The organism is Mesorhizobium sp. B263B2A, from assembly GCF_020165775.1.
In the GTDB taxonomy this organism is placed as follows: domain Bacteria; phylum Pseudomonadota; class Alphaproteobacteria; order Rhizobiales; family Rhizobiaceae; genus Mesorhizobium; species Mesorhizobium opportunistum.
In genome coordinates, this window is sequence record NZ_JAIUIU010000030.1 from 1 (window position 1) to 16,531 (window position 16,531).

Below are 16,531 nucleotides of genomic sequence, written 5' to 3' on the forward strand. Positions count from 1 at the left end.
GCCTACTGCCTACTGCCTACTGCCTACTGCCTACTGCCTACTGCCTACTGCCTACTGCCTACTGCCTACTGCCTACCTCACCACCCTGACCACCGTCCTGTCCGACAGCAGTGGCAGCAGCCGCGCCATGGTCCGCGCCGTCACCGCGACGCAGCCTTGCGTCGGCGTGAAGCCTGGCCGCGCCAGATGGAAAAAGATCGCGCTGCCGCGCCCGCGGCGGCGCGGAGCGATGTTCCAGTCGAGCACCAGGCAGGCGTCATAGAGCCGGTCGTCGCGCCGCATGCGCTCGTGGCTGGCGCCATAGGGAATCTTGACCGGACGGTTGTAGTTGCGGTCATCAGGCACCTCGCACCAGCCGAGATCGGGCCCGATCGGCGTCATCGCCAGCCGGGTCCGGCGCGCGCCGGCAAACTGATCCCCCCGGAAATAGCCTGACAGCACCCGCATCGAGCCGAGCGGCGTGGCGCCATCGCCCTCACGCTTGTCGGCCGAGATGCCGCCACGCCCCAGCGCGCAGGCAAACACCGTGTTTCCGGCCTGCAGCAGGCCCTGGGTTGGGTGCCCTGGCCTCGCCCGCACGGTCAGCACACGCAGCCGTTTTACCAAAATTGCGCCGGCTGCATTGCGATCGTGTTTTTTCTTGTATGATCGTGCCACGGAACAAATCACTGTGATCGGCTGTTGTGCCGGCCAGCTTCCGCATAAATACGCAGCGGTCAACTGAATTCACTTTTCAAAACAACGGATTGATCCATGACTTCACGCACCATCCTGATCGTCGACGACGATGACGACCTGCGCGGCACACTGGTCGAGCAATTGTCCCTCTACGAGGAATTCGACGTGCTGCAGGAATCGACTGCGGCAAAAGGCGTCAACACGGCGCGCGGCGGCCTCATCGATCTGCTCATCATGGATGTCGGCCTCCCCGACATGGATGGCCGAGAGGCGGTGAAGATTCTGCGCAAGGGCGGCTACAAGGCGCCCATCATCATGCTGACCGGCCACGACACCGATTCGGACACGATTCTCGGTCTCGAGGCCGGCGCCAATGACTATGTGACGAAGCCGTTCCGCTTCGCGGTGCTTCTGGCACGCATCCGCGCGCAGCTGCGCCAGCATGAGCAGAGCGAGGACGCCACCTTCTCGGTCGGTCCCTACACATTCAAGCCAAGCCAGAAGCTGCTTATCGACCCGCGCGGCGCCAAGGTGCGGCTGACGGAAAAGGAAGCCTCGATCATCAAATATCTCTATCGCGCCGACCAGAAGGTGGTGACCCGCGACGTGCTGCTCGAAGAGGTCTGGGGCTACAATTCCGGCGTCACCACGCACACGCTGGAAACCCATGTCTACCGGTTGCGCCAGAAGATCGAGCGCGATCCTTCCAATGCGGAAATTCTTGTGACAGAAAGCGGTGGCTACAAGCTGGTTCCTTAAACATTTCATTATCCAATGAGCGGTCTGGGCGGAACCGCTTTCGGGTGCGATCCTGTCGGAGGGGATTCAGGGTCTGCTCGTGAAGGAGGGATTGGACTGACCGTTCGGGGACGCAGCTAGAGATGGCGTTGGATGACGACATCCGCATCCTGTCCGCCGTGAGGCTCTTCGAGGGCTTCACGCAGGAACAGTTGCGCCTACTCGCCTTCGGCGCCGAAACCACCTTTTTGCAGGCCAACCACAAGCTTTACCGTGAAGACGACGTCGCTGACTCGGCCTATGTCGTCGTCAGCGGCCTCATCGTGCTCTATCGCGAACAGAACGGTGAACGCATCCCGATCGGCAAGGTCGGCCCCGGTACCATGCTCAGCGAACTGGCGTTGATCGCCGATACCAACCGGCTGACCAGCGCGTCGGCCGAGATCGACTCGGAAGTGATCCGGCTCAGCCGCAAGATGTTCCGCCGCATCCTGGAGGAATATCCGGAAGTCGCGGTGAAGTTGCATGAGCGCATATCCGAGGAATTCCAGGCGATGATCCGCCGCATCGAGAAACTGGCGCCGCGCTTTTCGGAGTGAGCGGGAGAAGCACGTGGATTTCCAGCTTGTTCGCGCCACCGAAACCGACCTGCCTTTCATCATGGCGACCGAACGGCGCGAGGGCTACGACGCATACGTCGGGCGTTGGGACGAAGCGCCATTGCAAGGCACTTGGCGATGACAGCCATGCCTATTTCGTTGGGATCGCTGGTTCCGTGCCGATTGGCTTCGTGATCCTGCGCGATTGGGCTTCCGCCGAACGGGTGACACTGGTCAAGCGCATGGCCGTCGTCACCCCGGGGCAGGGCCAAGGCAGAATGCTGCTGGCGGCGGCGGTCGACCGGGTATTTGTCGAAACCGACGCCTATCGGCTCTGCATCGGTCTTTTCCCGGACAACCACCGCGCGCGGCGTGCCTATGAGGCTGTCGGCTTCACGGCTGAAGGCATTGCGCGCGGCAGCGCGTTTTTCCAGGGTGTGCATCGCGACGAACTGGTCATGGCGCAGCTGCGGCCGGAGTGGGAAGATCGCCCCGGATAGTCAGTCCAGGTCGAACCGCGCAATCACCGGCACGTGGTCCGACGGGCGTTCCCAGCCGCGCGCCAGGCGCAGGATTTCGTAGCCGGTGAAGCTTGGCACCAGGTTCGGCGACGACCAGACATGGTCGAGCCGCCGGCCCCGGTTCGACGCTTCCCAGTCCTGCGCGCGATAGCTCCACCAGGTGTAGAGTTTCTGTTCTGATGGCACGTTGAGCCGCATCAGGTCGATCCAATTGCCGGCCAGCCGCATCGCTTCGAAGTTCTCGGTCTCGACCGGCGTGTGGCTGACCACGTTGAGCAGTTGCTTGTGCGACCAGACATCATGTTCGAGCGGCGCGATGTTGAGATCGCCGACCAGGACCGAAGCCGAGACCTCGTCATGCTCGGCGCGGATAGCGTTCATCTCGGCGACGAAATCGAGCTTGTGCTTGAATTTCTTGTTGATCACGGGATCTGGCTCGTCGCCGCCCGCCGGCACGTAGAAATTGTGCACCAGGATCGTCTTGCCGCCGGCCCGCACCGTCACCGACAGATGCCGGCTGTCCTCGATCTCGCAAAAGCGGCGCTTCTCGACCACCGCGATCGGCCGCCGCGCCACCGTCGCCACGCCGTGGTAGCCCTTCTGGCCGTGGAAGGCGATGTGCTCGTAGCCGAGCTTGCGGAACGCCTTTTCGGGAAACAGCTCGTCGGGAACCTTGGTTTCCTGCAGGCACAGCACATCCGGCGCCTGCTCGACCAGCAAGCGCTCGACGATCGGCATGCGCAGGCGCACGGAGTTGATGTTCCAGGTGGCGATGGAAAAGGGCATGCGCGGGAATCCAGTCCGGGGCAGAGCAAGCCCCGCCAGCTCTAAGACGGCCGGACAGGACATTGTGCCCTATGAAGTTGGCTCCCGAACTACTGCCAGCCGCGCGATATAAAAACAAGCGGGTGCTAACCGCCAATCTCAGCGCCGCCCCTCATTGCCCTGCCGGGCGTTTCTCCCCGTAAACGGAGAGAAAGAAGCTGGCCGGGCCGCAGCGCCTTCTTTCAACGCTTGCAACTGGCGAAATCGGCAATGGCAGCGTCCTTCTCCCCGTTCACGGGGAGAAGATGGCGGCAGCCAGATGAGGGGCAGCGCTAGCGCCCAAAAACCTTGCCGCAGCGACGGAAACTACCTTGTCTTCGTATTCAGCTCGCGGTTGGCCGTATAGTCGATGGCAAAGGTGTCCGGGGCGAAGCTGACGCCTTCCTTGGTGTTGAAGATCATCACCGTGGTGTCCTTGCCCTGCGCATCGGTGATCGTCCACTGGCGCAAATCATAGGTTTTCGGATCGAACATCATGGTGATGCGCGCATTGCCGAACACCGACTTGTCGGAAAGCTGGATGGTGGTGAGATCATCCTCTTGCTTGACGCTTTTGACGCGGTCGCCGGAGAGGTCGATGCGGTCGTCGAGCAAAAGTTTCAGCGGCGTCTTCGACAGCGGATAGAGATCGGACGTGTTCATTTTCTTGTTGAGGATGACCACCGACTTGCCGTCGGAAATCACCTTGAAATTCGACGAGCCGTCATAGTTGAAGCGGATCTTGCCCGGCCGTTCGAGGAAGAACTTGCCGCCGGTCTGCTCGCCCTTGGGGCCGAACTGGACGAATTCGCCACTCATCGATTTGACCGCGGAAAAATGGTCGGCGATCTTCTGCGCGGCAGCGGGCACGGCCGCCTGCGCCGAGGCCAGCAGCTGGAACCCGGGCACCAAATTGATGGCGGCGGCACCCGCGAAGGCAAGGCCAAGGCCGAGCAGTTGGCGGCGCGTCGGGGCAAGATCGCTGAGCACTGAAAGATCGTTTTTCATATCGGTCACTCTCGTCTGATTCCTGATTTGGTGGCTGTGGTGGACCCCCAGTTGGGCTTAAGTTTGACCGGGCGAACGCTGCCTCCTGCCATGAACGCGCCAGAAAGTTCAAAGTTGCCGCGAACGCCCCATCGTCAGAACTTGTCGTCTTCGGTCGGCACCAGGATTTCGCGTTTTCCCGCATGGTTGGCCGGGCCGACAATGCCTTCCTTTTCCATCTTCTCGATGATCGAGGCGGCGCGGTTGTAGCCGATGCCGAGACGGCGCTGGATATAGCTGGTCGACGCCTTGCCGTCGCGCAGCACCACGGCGACCGCCTGGTCGTAGGGGTCGTCGGAATCCTCGAAATTGCCGCCGCCACCGCCGCCCGATCCGCCCTTGCCGGACGGCTCGTCATCCTCCTCGTCGTCATCCTCGGTGATCGCGTCGAGATATTCGGGCACGCCTTGCAGCTTCAGATGCGCAACGATCTTCTCCACCTCCTCGTCGGCGACGAAGGGGCCGTGCACGCGCTGGATGCGGCCGCCGCCGGCCATGTAGAGCATGTCGCCCATGCCGAGCAGCTGTTCGGCGCCCTGCTCGCCCAGGATGGTACGGCTGTCGATCTTCGACGTCACCTGGAAGGAGATGCGGGTCGGGAAGTTGGCCTTGATGGTGCCGGTGATGACGTCGACCGACGGACGCTGCGTCGCCATGATGACGTGGATGCCGGCGGCACGCGCCATCTGCGCCAGGCGCTGCACAGCACCTTCGATGTCCTTGCCGGCGACCATCATCAGGTCGGCCATTTCGTCGATGATGACGACGATATAGGGCATCGGCTCGAGATCGAGATCCTCGGTCTCGTAGATCGCCTCGCCCGTCTGGCGGTCGAAGCCGGTCTGCACCGTACGCGAAATCTTCTCGCCCTTCTTCTCGGCCTGTTGGACGCGTGCGTTGAAACCGTCGATGTTGCGCACACCGACCTTGGACATCTTGCGGTAGCGGTCCTCCATCTCGCGCACGGTCCATTTCAGCGCCACGACCGCCTTCTTCGGATCGGTGACGACCGGCGTGAGCAGATGCGGGATGCCGTCATAGACGGAGAGTTCCAGCATCTTCGGGTCGATCATGATCAGCCGGCATTCCTGCGGCGTCAGCCGGTAGAGCAGCGACAGGATCATCGTGTTGATGGCGACCGACTTGCCCGAGCCGGTGGTGCCGGCGACCAGCACGTGCGGCATCTTGGCGATGTCGACGATGACCGCCTCGCCATTGATGGTCTTGCCCAGCGCCAGCGCCAGCTTGGCCTTGGTGGTCTCGAAATCACGGCTGGCCATGATTTCCCGGAGATACACCGTCTCGCGCTTGGCGTTCGGCAGTTCGATGCCGATGGCGTTGCGGCCAGGCACCACGGCGACGCGGCAGGCGATCGCGCTCATCGAGCGGGCGATGTCGTCGGAAAGGCCGATAACGCGTGACGATTTGATGCCCGGCGCCGGTTCGAGCTCGTAGAGCGTCACGACGGGACCCGGGCGGACGGCGATGATCTCGCCCTTGACGCCGAAATCTTCCAGAACGCCTTCGAGCAGGCGCGCATTCTGTTCCAGCGCGTCCTTGGAGAGGCTTGGGTCTCGCGCGACGTTCTTCGGTTCGGACAGGAAATGCAGCGACGGCATTTCGAACGTGTCCGAGCCGATCATCGATGTCTGCGCCTCGCGCTGGACGCGGGCGCCCGGGGCCGGGCGCGGCGCCGGCGCCTCGACGCGGGTGGCGGCATCGGAACGGAACTGCTGCACCTTGGCCGTGGGCGCGGCGCGGCGCAGGGCGACGGGCTCGTCGTCGAAATCCATGTCCCGGTCGTCGCGGTCGAAGATGTCGTCATCGTCGGGATCGACGGAAACGCTGCGGTCATTGACCATGGCGGCGAAGAATTCCGGCTCGACGCGGGCGCGGCCGTCCTGACTCATGCGTGATTCGGCGAACTCAGCCGATTCGACCCGTTCGGCGGCACGGCGCCAGGCGCTGGCGCGCGGCTCCATCTCCGGCTCGTACTCGTCCCGCTCGCGCTGGCGGCGCACGGCGCGGCGATGCATCCATGCACGCAACGAGAGCCACCAATGGGTGATCGCACCGAGTGCCAATATGCCCTCGTCGCCCTCATCCTCATCATTGTCGAACAAAAGCTCGTCCTCGCGCGGGTCAGCGGCGGCCGGCTCTTCCATGACGGCGAAGCCGTTCTTGCGTCCGGTCAGCGCCGCGCCGTAGGCGAACAGCCAGAGCGCCGGCGCGGCCAAAAGCACGGCAAGCACGCTGGCGATCAGGCCGGTCGGATAGCCGCCGATGAGGACACCGGGAATCTTCAGCACCATGTCGCCGAACACGCCGCCAAGGCCGGTCGGCAGCGGCCAGGTCTTGGGCGGGACGATGCAGCCGGCGATCGCGGCGCAAAGCAGCGCGAAGCCGAACCAGTACAGACCGCGCTTGGGCAGCCTGTCGACACCGCGCGCCGAAAACAGGAGGTAGCCCCAGATCACCGCCGGAACCAGCGCGGCAACCGCGGCGAGGCCGAAAAACTGCATGGCAAGGTCGGAGAACACCGCGCCGGCATAGCCCATGGCGTTGGTGACGATGTTGTTCGTCGCGTGCGAGAAGCTTGGATCGGCAACGTTCCAGGTGGCGAGGCTGGCGATCCCGAAGGCAACAGTCAGGAACAGGCCGACGCCGACAAGCCGGCCGACCTGGCGTCGCGCGAAAGCCTGGATGCCGTGCCCCGTATCGGCCATCGCGAGCGGTGCTGAAGCCCCTGAACGCATGCTCTTCCCCGTCAGTGATTGCCTGGCCCGAGCGCATGACGCACTCCGGCAGATTCGGAGGCCAGACTAGCCGTGGGAAGGTTAAGGCTGCATTAACTATAAGGCCGGTGAAGCCACTCCCATTGCATGAAAATCTTCCGGCCAACCCAGCCGCATGAAAATGGCGGGCGCGTTGGCCCGCCATCCATTCGTTTTGGGATCGGGCAGCGCGTTACTTGTTGGCCCCGCCAAGCGCCTTCACATTGGCGCAGAACTCGGCATGAGGCTTGCTCATCGCCGCGTCCTGGCATTCCTTCATCATCGCGTCCTGCTTCTCCTTCGGCATGGCCATGAAGGCGGCCTTGAATTCTTCCATCGGCTTCATGGTTTTCATGCTGGAATCGGTGAAGAACGGCGCCATGTTGTCCGGTTCGTCGAGAGCACCGGCAAGTGCCACGCCACTGACCATGGAAAGCGCGAGTGCCCCGAGGCAGATATTCTTGAAGTTCATGTGAAAATTCCTTCCCTGTGTTTAAAAAAACGATCGTCGGAACGGCGATCGTCCCCATAGTTCGGGGCCAGGGCGGTCAATGTTTCCTCGAAAAGCTTGTTCACGCGAACGTGATTTCGTGAATCCGGACAGCGACAGAATGCCTGCACCAAAAAAGAGGCCCGGATGCGATCCGGGCCTCAAGGCGTGAACTCCTTTCGGGAGTGTCACGACGGGATTTTCTTCGAAGCAATTCCAGGGTGCAAGTGCATTGCCGCCCGCGATTGCGTGGAACAGGCAGGGGACCGGCGGGAGGAGGATCCGCCGGTCCCGTTGGCCAAGCAGGCCTTATGGCACCACTTCGCCATGCTGGGAGATGTCGAGGCCCTCGACCTCTTCCTGGGTCGTCGGACGCAGCCCAACCAGTGCCTTGACCACGTAGAGGATCACGAAGGTGGCGACGGCTGTCCATACGATGGTGACCGCAACGCCGTAGATCTGCTTGCCGAGCGAAGCGCCCGACGACAGGCTGTTGATCGCAGGATCGGCCAGCACGCCGGTGAGCAGAGCGCCCACCACGCCGCCGACGCCGTGCACGCCGAAGGCGTCCAGCGAGTCGTCATAGCCGAATATGTGCTTCACCTTGACCGCCGAGATGTAGCAGATGACGCCGGCAAGAATGCCGACGATGAAGGCGCCGGTCGGGTTGACGAAGCCGGAAGCCGGCGTCACCGCGACGAGGCCGGCGACGGCACCCGAGATGATGCCGAGCACCGAAGGCTTCTTGGCGACGATCCATTCGGCGAACATCCAGGCCAGCGCCGCCGCGGCGGTGGCAACCTGGGTGTTGAGCATGGCCGCACCGGCAAGGCCGTCGGCCGCCAGTTCCGAACCGGCGTTGAAGCCGAACCAGCCGACCCACAGCAGCGAGGCGCCGATCACCGAATAGACCAGGTTGTGCGGCGCCATGTTGGTGGTGCCGTAGCCTTCGCGCTTGCCCAGGACCAGCGCGCAGACCAGGCCCGCGACACCGGCATTGATGTGGACGACCGTGCCGCCGGCGAAGTCGAGCACGCCAGCTGAGCCGAGGAAGCCGCCGCCCCAGACCCAATGCGCGATCGGCACGTAGACGATGAGCAGCCAGAGCGCCATGAAGATCAGCAGCGCCGAGAATTTGAATCGTTCGGCGAAGGCGCCGGCAATCAGCGCCGGGGTGATGATGGCAAAGGTCATCTGGAACATCGAGAAGACGAACTCGGGAATGTTCGCGACCCCCGGCAGCCACAACGACGAGGTCGTGATGCCGTGGTGGAAGAATTTCGAGGCGCCGCCGATATAGCTGTTCATGCCGCCGCCGTCTGAGAAGGCCAGCGAATAGCCGAACATGAACCACAGCACCGTCACCAGGCAGGTGATGGCAAAGCTCTGCATGACGGTGGCAAGCACGTTCTTCTTGCGCACCATGCCGCCGTAGAACAGCGCCAGCCCGGGGATGGTCATCATCAGCACCAGCGCCGTCGAGGTCAGCATCCAGGCGGTGTTGCCGGTGTCGAGCACTGGCGTTGGCGCGGCGGCCGCCGCGGCCGGAGCCGCTTCCTGCGCGAAGGCGGCGACGCTGCCCAACGCTGCGAGAGCGAGCGAGCCCAAAAGGGCGGCGCGTCCCGTCGTCTTCAAGGTAGAAGAAATATTCATTGAACTCTCCATTGGAATACGTGTTCGCCGCTCAGAGCGCGTCGGTGTCTGTTTCGCCGGTGCGGATGCGCACCGCCTGATCGATGCCGAAAACGAAGATCTTGCCGTCGCCGATCTGGCCGGTCTTGGCGGCCGCCGTGATGGCTTCGACGGCCTTGTCGACCATGTCGCCACTGACCGCGACCTCGATCTTGATCTTCGGCAGGAAACTGACCGCGTATTCCGCCCCGCGATAGATTTCCGTATGCCCCTTCTGACGCCCGTAGCCTTTGACTTCGGTGACGGTCAGGCCCTGGATGCCGACGGCGGTCAGCGCTTCGCGTACCTCGTCGAGCTTGAACGGCTTGATGATTGCCATCACGATTTTCATAAGGTTTCACCCTTTGCTGTTGCGGTGACCCGCGTTTGCACGACTTCACCGATCCCAAAGAGCCGGAGAGTGCCAACAAGGATTCAAGCTTCATGCCAATTGCGGAGGCAGAACATTAACCCGTTGTAAACAAAAGGATTGAGAGGCTGTCGGCCGCCTCGTGCACGCAGGCACGCCAAAGCGTATGCACAAAAAATGTGCAATTTTTCGAAATTGCCTATTTCGCCGGCTTTGTGCATGGGACCGAAACACGGAGCCGGTTTTCGCGGACAAACGGTTTTCGTTTGTCCAGAGATCCTGCTCAAACAAGACTCGCATTGCTCAACGCTTGAGCCGGATCAAGCCTTCCTGGGCCATCGAGGCGATCAGCGTGCCGTCGCGTGCATAGAGCGTACCGCGGCTGAAGCCGCGCGATCCCGAGCTCGACGGGCTGTCCTGCGCATAGAGCAGCCAGCCGTCGAGCGCGTGCGGCCGGTGAAACCACATCGAATGGTCGAGGCTCGCCGCCTGGATATCGGGATCGAACAGGCCGCGCCCATGCGCGAAGGTCGAGGTGTCGAGCAGCGTCATGTCGGAGAGATAGGCGAGCAGCACCGACTGCAGCGCCCGGTCGTCGGGAACCGGCCCGGCAAGGCGGATCCAGACATTCTGGCGGGGCGGCAGCTTGTCGCGGCTTTCATAGTGCTGGAGATTGACCGGCCTGAGCTCCAGCGGCCGCTCGCGCGCCCAGAAACGGCGCACCGCGTCCGGCACGCGCTCGGCTTTTTCGAGCAACTGACGCTGCGTCTGCAGACCTTCCGGCGGCGGCACGTCGTCGGGCAGCGCGAATTGGTGTTCGAGCCCCTTCTCGTCGACCTGGAACGAGGCTTCCAGCGAAAAGATCGCCTGTCCGTGCTGGATCGCCAGCACGCGGCGGGTGGTGAAGGAGCCGCCGTCGCGAATGCGGTCGACCTCGTAGATGATCGGCACCTTGATGTCGCCGGGCCGCATGAAATAGCCGTGCAGCGAATGCACGAAGCGGTCCGGCTCCACCGTACGCTGCGCCGCCACCAGGGCCTGGGCGATGGTCTGGCCGCCGAACACGCGCTGCCACTCCACCTGGGGGCTGCGACCACGATACAGATTGTGTTCCAGCCTCTCGAGGTCGAGAATGCCGAGAAGCTCGTCCATGGCCGCCGTCATGTTTTGTGACCTCGCCTCAAAATTGCTATGGCGGTTTCCGACAGGAAGAACGAGCCGTCAAGGGCGCAAGCCCCGGCCGACGCGCAAGGAGCCAAGACATGGAACGCAAGGCGGACGCCAAGACCAGATCCGGGCTCGATGTTCTCGTGGCCGGCGCCGGCTATGTCGGCCTGGCCACCGCCGTCTCGCTGAAGCAGGCCCGTCCGGGCCTTGCCGTGGCGCTGGTCGATGCCGCGCCCGCCGGCGCCTGGCAAAAGGATGGCCGCGCCTCGGCGATCGCCGCGGCCGCCTGCCGCATGCTCGACCAGCTCGGCGTCTGGGCCGAGATCGCGCCGCAGGCGCAGGCGATCACCGAAATGATCATCACCGATTCGCGCAGCACCGATCCGGTGCGCCCGGTCTTCCTGACCTTCGGCGGCGAAGTGGCGCCGGGCGAGCCCTTCGCGCATATGGTCGCCAACCAGGTCCTGAACGGCGCCTTGCGGGCCAGGGCCGAAAGGCTCGGCATCGACATCATCGAAGGTGTTGCCGTGCAAGGCTTCGAAACCAATAGCGCCGGCATGTCGGTGCATCTGGCCGACGGTGCCGCGCTGACGGCACGGCTTTTGGTTGCCGCCGACGGCGTCAATTCGAAACTGCGCGACATGGCCGGCATCAAGACGGTGAAGTGGGACTATGGCCAGTCGGGCATCGTCTGCACCGTGGCGCATGAACGCCCGCACAATGGCCGCGCCGAAGAGCACTTCCTGCCAGCCGGCCCGTTTGCCACCTTGCCGCTGAAACCCGATGAGGACGGCACCAACCGCTCTTCGATCGTCTGGGTCGAACGCGCCGAGGATGCCAAGGCGCTCGTGGAAGGCGACGATCTCGTCTTCGAGCACGAACTCGAACTGCGCTTCGGCCTGAAGCTCGGCGAAATCCGCGTCGCCGACAAGCCGCGCGCCTGGCCGCTCGGCCTCACCATCGCACGTGCCTTCGTCGCCCCGCGCATCGCGCTTGCCGGCGACGCAGCCCACGGCATCCACCCGATTGCCGGCCAGGGGCTCAATCTCGGCTTCAAGGATGTGGCGGCGCTCGCCGAGGTGATCGTCGAGGCGGACCGGCTCGGCCAGGACATCGGCGCGCTCGACGTGCTCGAGCGCTACCAGCAATGGCGCCGCTTCGACACGGTGCAGATGGGCATCACGACGGATGTGCTGAACCGGCTGTTTTCCAACGACATCGCCCCGCTGCGCACCGTCCGCGACATCGGCCTCGGCCTCGTCGAACGCATGCCGCGCCTGAAGGATTTCTTCATCCGCCAGGCGTCGGGACTGTCAGCCGGCACGCCGCGCCTGTTGAAGGGCGAAGCGATCTGACCGTCTCACGGACGGACACGCCAGAGAGTGCGGTCAAGCCTAGTTGACCTCGAAACCGAGCTTCTGCCGCAGCCGCAAAATGCGCTGGTCGGCGATCTCGAGGCGCTTCTCGCCGCCCTGGGCGGCGCGGTTGACCATCTGCAGGAGATCGTTGCGTTCCGACACGTCGAGACGCTCGCGCAGGAACGGCGCCAGTTTGTCGATGACGATCGTCGTGTCGTCGATCTGCGAGGCCGCCCATTTGGCGTAGATCACCGCCTCGTCGGTCTTCTTCTTGTCGGCGATTTCCGAGATCACCGACCGGATGACGGCCTCACGCTGCGGCAGCACCGGCCCGTCCTCGGAGACGATCGCGGTGATGAGCGTTGCCGCCGCCACCACCGGGTCTTCGATCGCCGTCAGCGGCGAAAGGGCCGCTTGCTTGCGCAGTTTCTTACGACGCACGGAGCCCTGGACCCGGCCGATCACATCGGCAACGTCACGCGCGGCCTCGTTCATGGCCTTCATCCGGTACCACCAGAGCGCCGCCGCTCCGAGCACGCCAAGAACGGCAATCAGGAAAGGCATGTCGGATTCCCCCAAGATCCCGGCGACGATAGGAGAACTCTCGGCTTGCTTCAACGGCGAAGAAATCTCGGCGGCTCCGCCAGGCACCTAGAGCAATTCCAGGAAAAGTGTGAAGCGGTTTTCCGTCCGGAATTGCGTCAAAACAAAGAGTTAGAGCAGTTCACCGTTTCCGTTAAACGGTGGACTGCTCTATCCCGTTGGGCCGCAGGCAAACAATCCTGCCTATGATCCCGGCACATTGTAGATCGCGCGCACCTCGATGGTGCCCAGTTCAGCCAGCGGAATGTCGCCGGCGATGTCCAGCGCCTCCTCGAGACTGTCGGCTTCGATCATCAAGAAACCGAGCAGCTGCTCCTTGGTTTCGGCGAAAGGGCCGTCGGTGATCAGGCGCTTGCCCTCGCGCCGCCGCACCGACTTCGACGTCCTCACCGATTGCAGCGCTTGCGCGATGATCAGCTTGCCCGCTTGATCCAGGGACCTGTCATGGGCCAGCGAATCGGCATCGAGCTTGGCCATACCCTCCGGGGTCAGCGCGTGGAGGTCTTTCTCCTCACCATAGACCAGGCAGACATATTTCATTTCGAACTCCCGTGCTGCGATGAATCATAGGATGCCGCGACAAGCATGTCAGCCTTGCCGTCGACCGCCGCCGCGTGGTCGAGAAAGCACGCCGCGACCGCGATGATGGCGACAGCCGCCAGCAGCCTGCCGAAACCGGACGCCGGCGGATCCAGCCAGAAGTCTTGCCGTCGCTGAGCCTTGTGGCCCGGCTTGTTCCACAGCGCGAAAAACAGATTGTCCATGTGAACCTCCATCCGGCCACAACCCCGTGGCCGCCCGCAGGACGGTCGGGCCGGATGGAAGTCGACATTTTTGCACGCACTTTTTTCAAAAAGTTCGAAACCGTCGCAGCCCAACACCGCGCAATGTCCAAAGAGCACAGTGGCCTTCGTGTCCGCGCGCGCTATAGTTGACCTGACGCCGGGCTCACCCAGGCAACCAGCCAAGACAACCGGCCACCGCAACCAAGGAGGACTTCATGGACCGCACTGCAAACGCCGTCTGGAAAGGCAATCTGAAAGAGGGCCAAGGCACGCTCGACACGCAGAGCGGGACGCTCAAGGGCACGCCCTATTCGTTCAAGGCGCGCTTCGAGGACGAGAGCGGTAAATCCGGCACCAATCCGGAAGAGCTGATCGCGGCGGCCCACGCCGGCTGCTACGCCATGCAGCTTTCGCACTTCCTGGCCGAGAACGGCACGCCCGCCGCCGAGCTCGACGCCAAGGCCGTGGTGACGCTGGTCCCCGGCACCGGCATCACCGGCAGCGCCATCACGCTGGTCGGCAAGGTGCCCGGCATCGACGCGGCGAAATTTGGGGAATTGGCCGAGAAAGCCAAGGCCGAGTGCCCGGTCTCGAAGGCGCTCGGCGCCATCAACGTATCGCTCGACGCCCGGCTCGGCTGAGCAGGCCGACCTGAAGTGACGAACGCCGGCCTGAGAGCCGGCGTTTTCGTTATGGGCGCCGGCGCCCCTGCGCGGCGACCTGGGATCAGAGCAATTCCAGGAAAAGTGTGAAACGGTTTTCCGTCCGGAATTGCGTCAAAACAAGAAACTAGAGTGGTTCGCCGTTTTCGTGAAACGGTGAACCGCCGCTCTGGCAGCCTCAACCGCCCAGCGCATCAAGCCGGGCGCGTAGTGCGGCGACTTCCTGCTCCAGTGCTTCCAATCGCGCTTCCAGGTCGGAGGCAGGCATGGCCGGCGCGCTCCGCTGGGCCGAAAGGGCGGCAACGTCCACCGGGCCGGCGAGGAGATGCACATAGCGGTCCTCGCGTTGGCCTGGCCCGCGCGGGATTTCCTGGATCAGCGGCGGGCGACGGCCGATCAGCATGTCGAGTTCACCGCGCAGATCCTCGATCGACGAAAACCGCGCCATGCGCTCAGTCCGCGCCAGGAGTTCATGCGCCGTCTGTGGCCCGCGCAACAGGAGCAGGCCGAGCAAGGCGGTCTGCGGCGTCGTCAGCGAGAAGCGCTGCGCCATCTGATGTTCGTAGCGCTCCACGCGCGAGCCGAACATCTGCCGCACCAGCCCCTTCTGCTCGAGCAGCTTCAATGCCCGGTGCACCTCTGTCTGCTCCAGCGCCATCACAGGTTCGCGCGCCGTCTTCTGGTTGGCGGCGGCAAGTGCGGCATTGAGCGTCAGCGGATAGACATCCGGCGTCAGCTCCTTCTTCTCGATCAGGCAGCCGAGCACCCGGGCTTCGATGGGGGAAAGGATGGGAAGGTCTTCGCTCATTGGATGAGTATCCTTTTTGAGGTCGAGGGACAGCACCCCCCTCTGTCCTGCCGGACATCTCCCCCGCAAGGGGAGAGATCAACAGCTTCAGCGCTGTCCATCCACTCTTGCAACGGTGGAAAGTAGCGAAAGTCGAGATGACGGCCAATCTCCCCCCTTGCGGGGGAGATGTCCGGCAGGACAGAGGGGGGTGTGACGGATCGCTACGGACGACAATTTCGTCGAGACTGACCTCCGCCTAGACCCGTCTCTCCACCATCATCTTCTTGATCTCGGCGATTGCCTTGGCCGGGTTCAGCCCCTTTGGACAGGTCTGGGCGCAGTTCATGATGGTGTGGCAGCGATAGAGCCGGAACGGATCCTCGAGATTGTCGAGGCGCTCGCCCGTGGCCTCGTCGCGGCTGTCGATCAGCCAGCGATAGGCCTGCAGCAGGGTTGCCGGGCCGAGATAGCGGTCGCCGTTCCACCAGTAGCTCGGGCACGAGGTCGAGCAGCAGGCGCACAATATGCATTCGTAGAGCCCGTCGAGCTTCTCGCGGTCCTCATGGCTCTGCAGCCATTCCTTGGCCGGCTCCGGCGACACCGTCTTCAGCCATGGCTCTATCGAGGCGTGCTGGGCGTAGAAATTGGTGAGGTCGGGCACCAGGTCCTTCACCACCTGCATGTGCGGCAGCGGATAGACTTTCACGGCGCCGGAAATGTCGTCGCAGCCCTTGGTGCAGGCCAGCGTGTTGGAGCCGTCGATGTTCATGGCGCAGGAGCCGCAAATGCCTTCGCGGCAGGAGCGGCGCAAGGCCAGCGTCGGGTCGATCTTGTTCTTGATCCACAGCAGCGCGTCGAGCACCATCGGCCCGCAATCGTCCATGTCGACGAAATAGGTGTCGATGCGCGGATTCTCGTCATCGTCGGGCGACCAGCGGTAGATGCGGTATTCCCGCAGATTGGTGGCGCCCTCCGGCTTCGGCCAGGTCTTGCCCTGCTGGATCTTCGAGTTCTTGGGGAGCGTCAGTTCGACCATTTATCTCAGGTCCTTTCGGATGACGAGCTTCAGCCCGGACCAGATTTCATTGACGGCGGCGACCTTCACATCGACAAGGTCGAGCTTCAGCGCTTCAGTGCGGACAACGCCTTCGGTGACGTCGGTCGGCACCTTCGACGCTTTTTTCGGCCAGTACACCCAGACCATGCCGCCGCGCTTGATCGCTGCCTCGACATCACCCAGGCGATCCTCGATCTCGGCGCGCTGCCGGGTGAAGGCATGGACGGCGTCGTATCTTTGATGGCTGGCCGAAATGTCGGACCATTCGGCAAGCCGGTCGACCTCGGCAAAGGCCACGGCGTCAGCCAAGTCGTCGAGTTCTGGCGGCAGCGCGATGAAGGCAGCGGTCATACCGTCCTTCAGGCCGAGCTTGGCCGGAAAGGGCGTGCCGGAATATCCCGCTGCCACCAGCGCCAT

Annotated in this window: 20 protein-coding genes; 6 read left to right on the forward strand and 14 right to left on the reverse strand. The window is 63.3% G+C overall.

Features of this window, described 5'->3' with window-relative positions; translation table 11 throughout:
- Positions 1-72: 72 nt before the first annotated feature.
- Positions 73-609, reverse strand: a complete 537-nt coding sequence (locus tag LB568_RS29230) for a L,D-transpeptidase family protein (protein WP_412033934.1) — start codon at positions 607-609, stop codon at positions 73-75.
- Between the two features lie 144 nt (positions 610-753).
- Between LB568_RS29230 and LB568_RS29235 the strand changes: the two genes are divergently transcribed.
- The 4 genes from LB568_RS29235 to LB568_RS29245 all read left to right on the forward strand — a co-directional run bounded on the left by LB568_RS29235 (position 754) and on the right by LB568_RS29245 (position 2,515).
- Positions 754-1,437, forward strand: a complete 684-nt coding sequence (locus LB568_RS29235) for a response regulator transcription factor (protein WP_013892300.1) — start codon at positions 754-756, stop codon at positions 1,435-1,437.
- 122 nt (positions 1,438-1,559) lie between these two features.
- A complete protein-coding gene (locus LB568_RS29240; RefSeq protein ID WP_013892299.1) occupies positions 1,560-2,015 on the forward strand; it encodes a cyclic nucleotide-binding domain-containing protein in 456 nt (151 codons plus the stop codon).
- 13 nt (positions 2,016-2,028) lie between these two features.
- Positions 2,029-2,157: a hypothetical protein gene (locus LB568_RS33730; RefSeq protein ID WP_318013306.1), complete on the forward strand. Its 129-nt coding sequence runs from the start codon at positions 2,029-2,031 to the stop codon at positions 2,155-2,157.
- Positions 2,158-2,191: 34 nt separating this feature from the next.
- The gene (locus tag LB568_RS29245) at positions 2,192-2,515 is read left to right on the forward strand and encodes a GNAT family protein (protein WP_318013307.1); all 324 of its coding nucleotides are present in this window, start codon (positions 2,192-2,194) and stop codon (positions 2,513-2,515) included.
- On the opposite strand, the gene LB568_RS29250 is transcribed toward LB568_RS29245, so the two are convergent.
- The 7 genes from LB568_RS29250 to tesB form a co-directional block, all read right to left on the reverse strand.
- Complete coding sequence (locus tag LB568_RS29250; protein ID WP_041164004.1) at positions 2,516-3,322, reverse strand: exodeoxyribonuclease III; 807 nt, start codon at positions 3,320-3,322, stop codon at positions 2,516-2,518.
- 345 nt (positions 3,323-3,667) lie between these two features.
- Positions 3,668-4,348 (reverse strand): outer-membrane lipoprotein carrier protein LolA, encoded by a 681-nt coding sequence (locus LB568_RS29255; protein ID WP_013892296.1) that lies wholly within the window; start codon positions 4,346-4,348, stop codon positions 3,668-3,670.
- A gap of 134 nt (positions 4,349-4,482) precedes the next feature.
- Positions 4,483-7,143 (reverse strand): DNA translocase FtsK, encoded by a 2,661-nt coding sequence (locus LB568_RS29260; RefSeq protein ID WP_224731954.1) that lies wholly within the window; start codon positions 7,141-7,143, stop codon positions 4,483-4,485.
- A 211-nt stretch (positions 7,144-7,354) separates the two neighbouring features.
- Complete coding sequence (locus LB568_RS29265) at positions 7,355-7,633, reverse strand: hypothetical protein (protein ID WP_013892294.1); 279 nt, start codon at positions 7,631-7,633, stop codon at positions 7,355-7,357.
- 327 nt (positions 7,634-7,960) lie between these two features.
- Positions 7,961-9,286 carry an ammonium transporter gene (locus tag LB568_RS29270; RefSeq protein ID WP_412033935.1) on the reverse strand — a complete coding sequence of 442 codons (1,326 nt, stop codon included), beginning with the start codon at positions 9,284-9,286 and terminating at the stop codon, positions 7,961-7,963.
- A gap of 49 nt (positions 9,287-9,335) precedes the next feature.
- Positions 9,336-9,674, reverse strand: a complete 339-nt coding sequence (locus LB568_RS29275) for a P-II family nitrogen regulator (RefSeq protein WP_023765926.1) — start codon at positions 9,672-9,674, stop codon at positions 9,336-9,338.
- Positions 9,675-9,995: 321 nt separating this feature from the next.
- Positions 9,996-10,856 (reverse strand): acyl-CoA thioesterase II, encoded by an 861-nt coding sequence (tesB, locus tag LB568_RS29280; RefSeq protein WP_023765925.1) that lies wholly within the window; start codon positions 10,854-10,856, stop codon positions 9,996-9,998.
- Between the two features lie 98 nt (positions 10,857-10,954).
- Between tesB and LB568_RS29285 the strand changes: the two genes are divergently transcribed.
- Positions 10,955-12,214 (forward strand): ubiquinone biosynthesis hydroxylase, encoded by a 1,260-nt coding sequence (locus tag LB568_RS29285; protein ID WP_013892290.1) that lies wholly within the window; start codon positions 10,955-10,957, stop codon positions 12,212-12,214.
- Positions 12,215-12,253: 39 nt separating this feature from the next.
- Here the strand turns inward: LB568_RS29285 and LB568_RS29290 are convergent, their stop codons facing one another.
- The 3 genes from LB568_RS29290 to LB568_RS29300 all read right to left on the reverse strand — a co-directional run bounded on the left by LB568_RS29290 (position 12,254) and on the right by LB568_RS29300 (position 13,584).
- Positions 12,254-12,781, reverse strand: a complete 528-nt coding sequence (locus LB568_RS29290; protein WP_224731955.1) for a hypothetical protein — start codon at positions 12,779-12,781, stop codon at positions 12,254-12,256.
- Between the two features lie 222 nt (positions 12,782-13,003).
- Positions 13,004-13,360, reverse strand: a complete 357-nt coding sequence (locus tag LB568_RS29295; protein ID WP_224731956.1) for a YciI family protein — start codon at positions 13,358-13,360, stop codon at positions 13,004-13,006.
- Entirely contained in the window at positions 13,357-13,584 is a 228-nt protein-coding gene (locus LB568_RS29300; RefSeq protein WP_224731957.1) for a hypothetical protein, read from the reverse strand. Before LB568_RS29300 ends, LB568_RS29295 begins: the two co-directional genes overlap by 4 nt.
- A 236-nt stretch (positions 13,585-13,820) precedes the next feature.
- Here LB568_RS29300 and LB568_RS29305 point away from each other — a divergent pair, with 236 nt between their 5' ends.
- Positions 13,821-14,246, forward strand: a complete 426-nt coding sequence (locus LB568_RS29305) for an OsmC family protein (protein WP_013892286.1) — start codon at positions 13,821-13,823, stop codon at positions 14,244-14,246.
- A 199-nt stretch (positions 14,247-14,445) separates the two neighbouring features.
- Here LB568_RS29305 and LB568_RS29310 read toward each other — a convergent pair whose 3' ends face one another.
- From LB568_RS29310 to LB568_RS29320, 3 genes are all read right to left on the reverse strand, one after another.
- Positions 14,446-15,075, reverse strand: coding sequence for a YceH family protein (locus tag LB568_RS29310; protein WP_140572176.1), 630 nt, complete (start codon positions 15,073-15,075; stop codon positions 14,446-14,448).
- Positions 15,076-15,313: 238 nt separating this feature from the next.
- On the reverse strand, positions 15,314-16,093 hold the full coding sequence (locus LB568_RS29315; protein WP_013892284.1) for a succinate dehydrogenase iron-sulfur subunit: 780 nt from the start codon (positions 16,091-16,093) through the stop codon (positions 15,314-15,316).
- A complete protein-coding gene (locus tag LB568_RS29320; RefSeq protein ID WP_224731958.1) occupies positions 16,094-16,531 on the reverse strand; it encodes a DUF3052 family protein in 438 nt (145 codons plus the stop codon).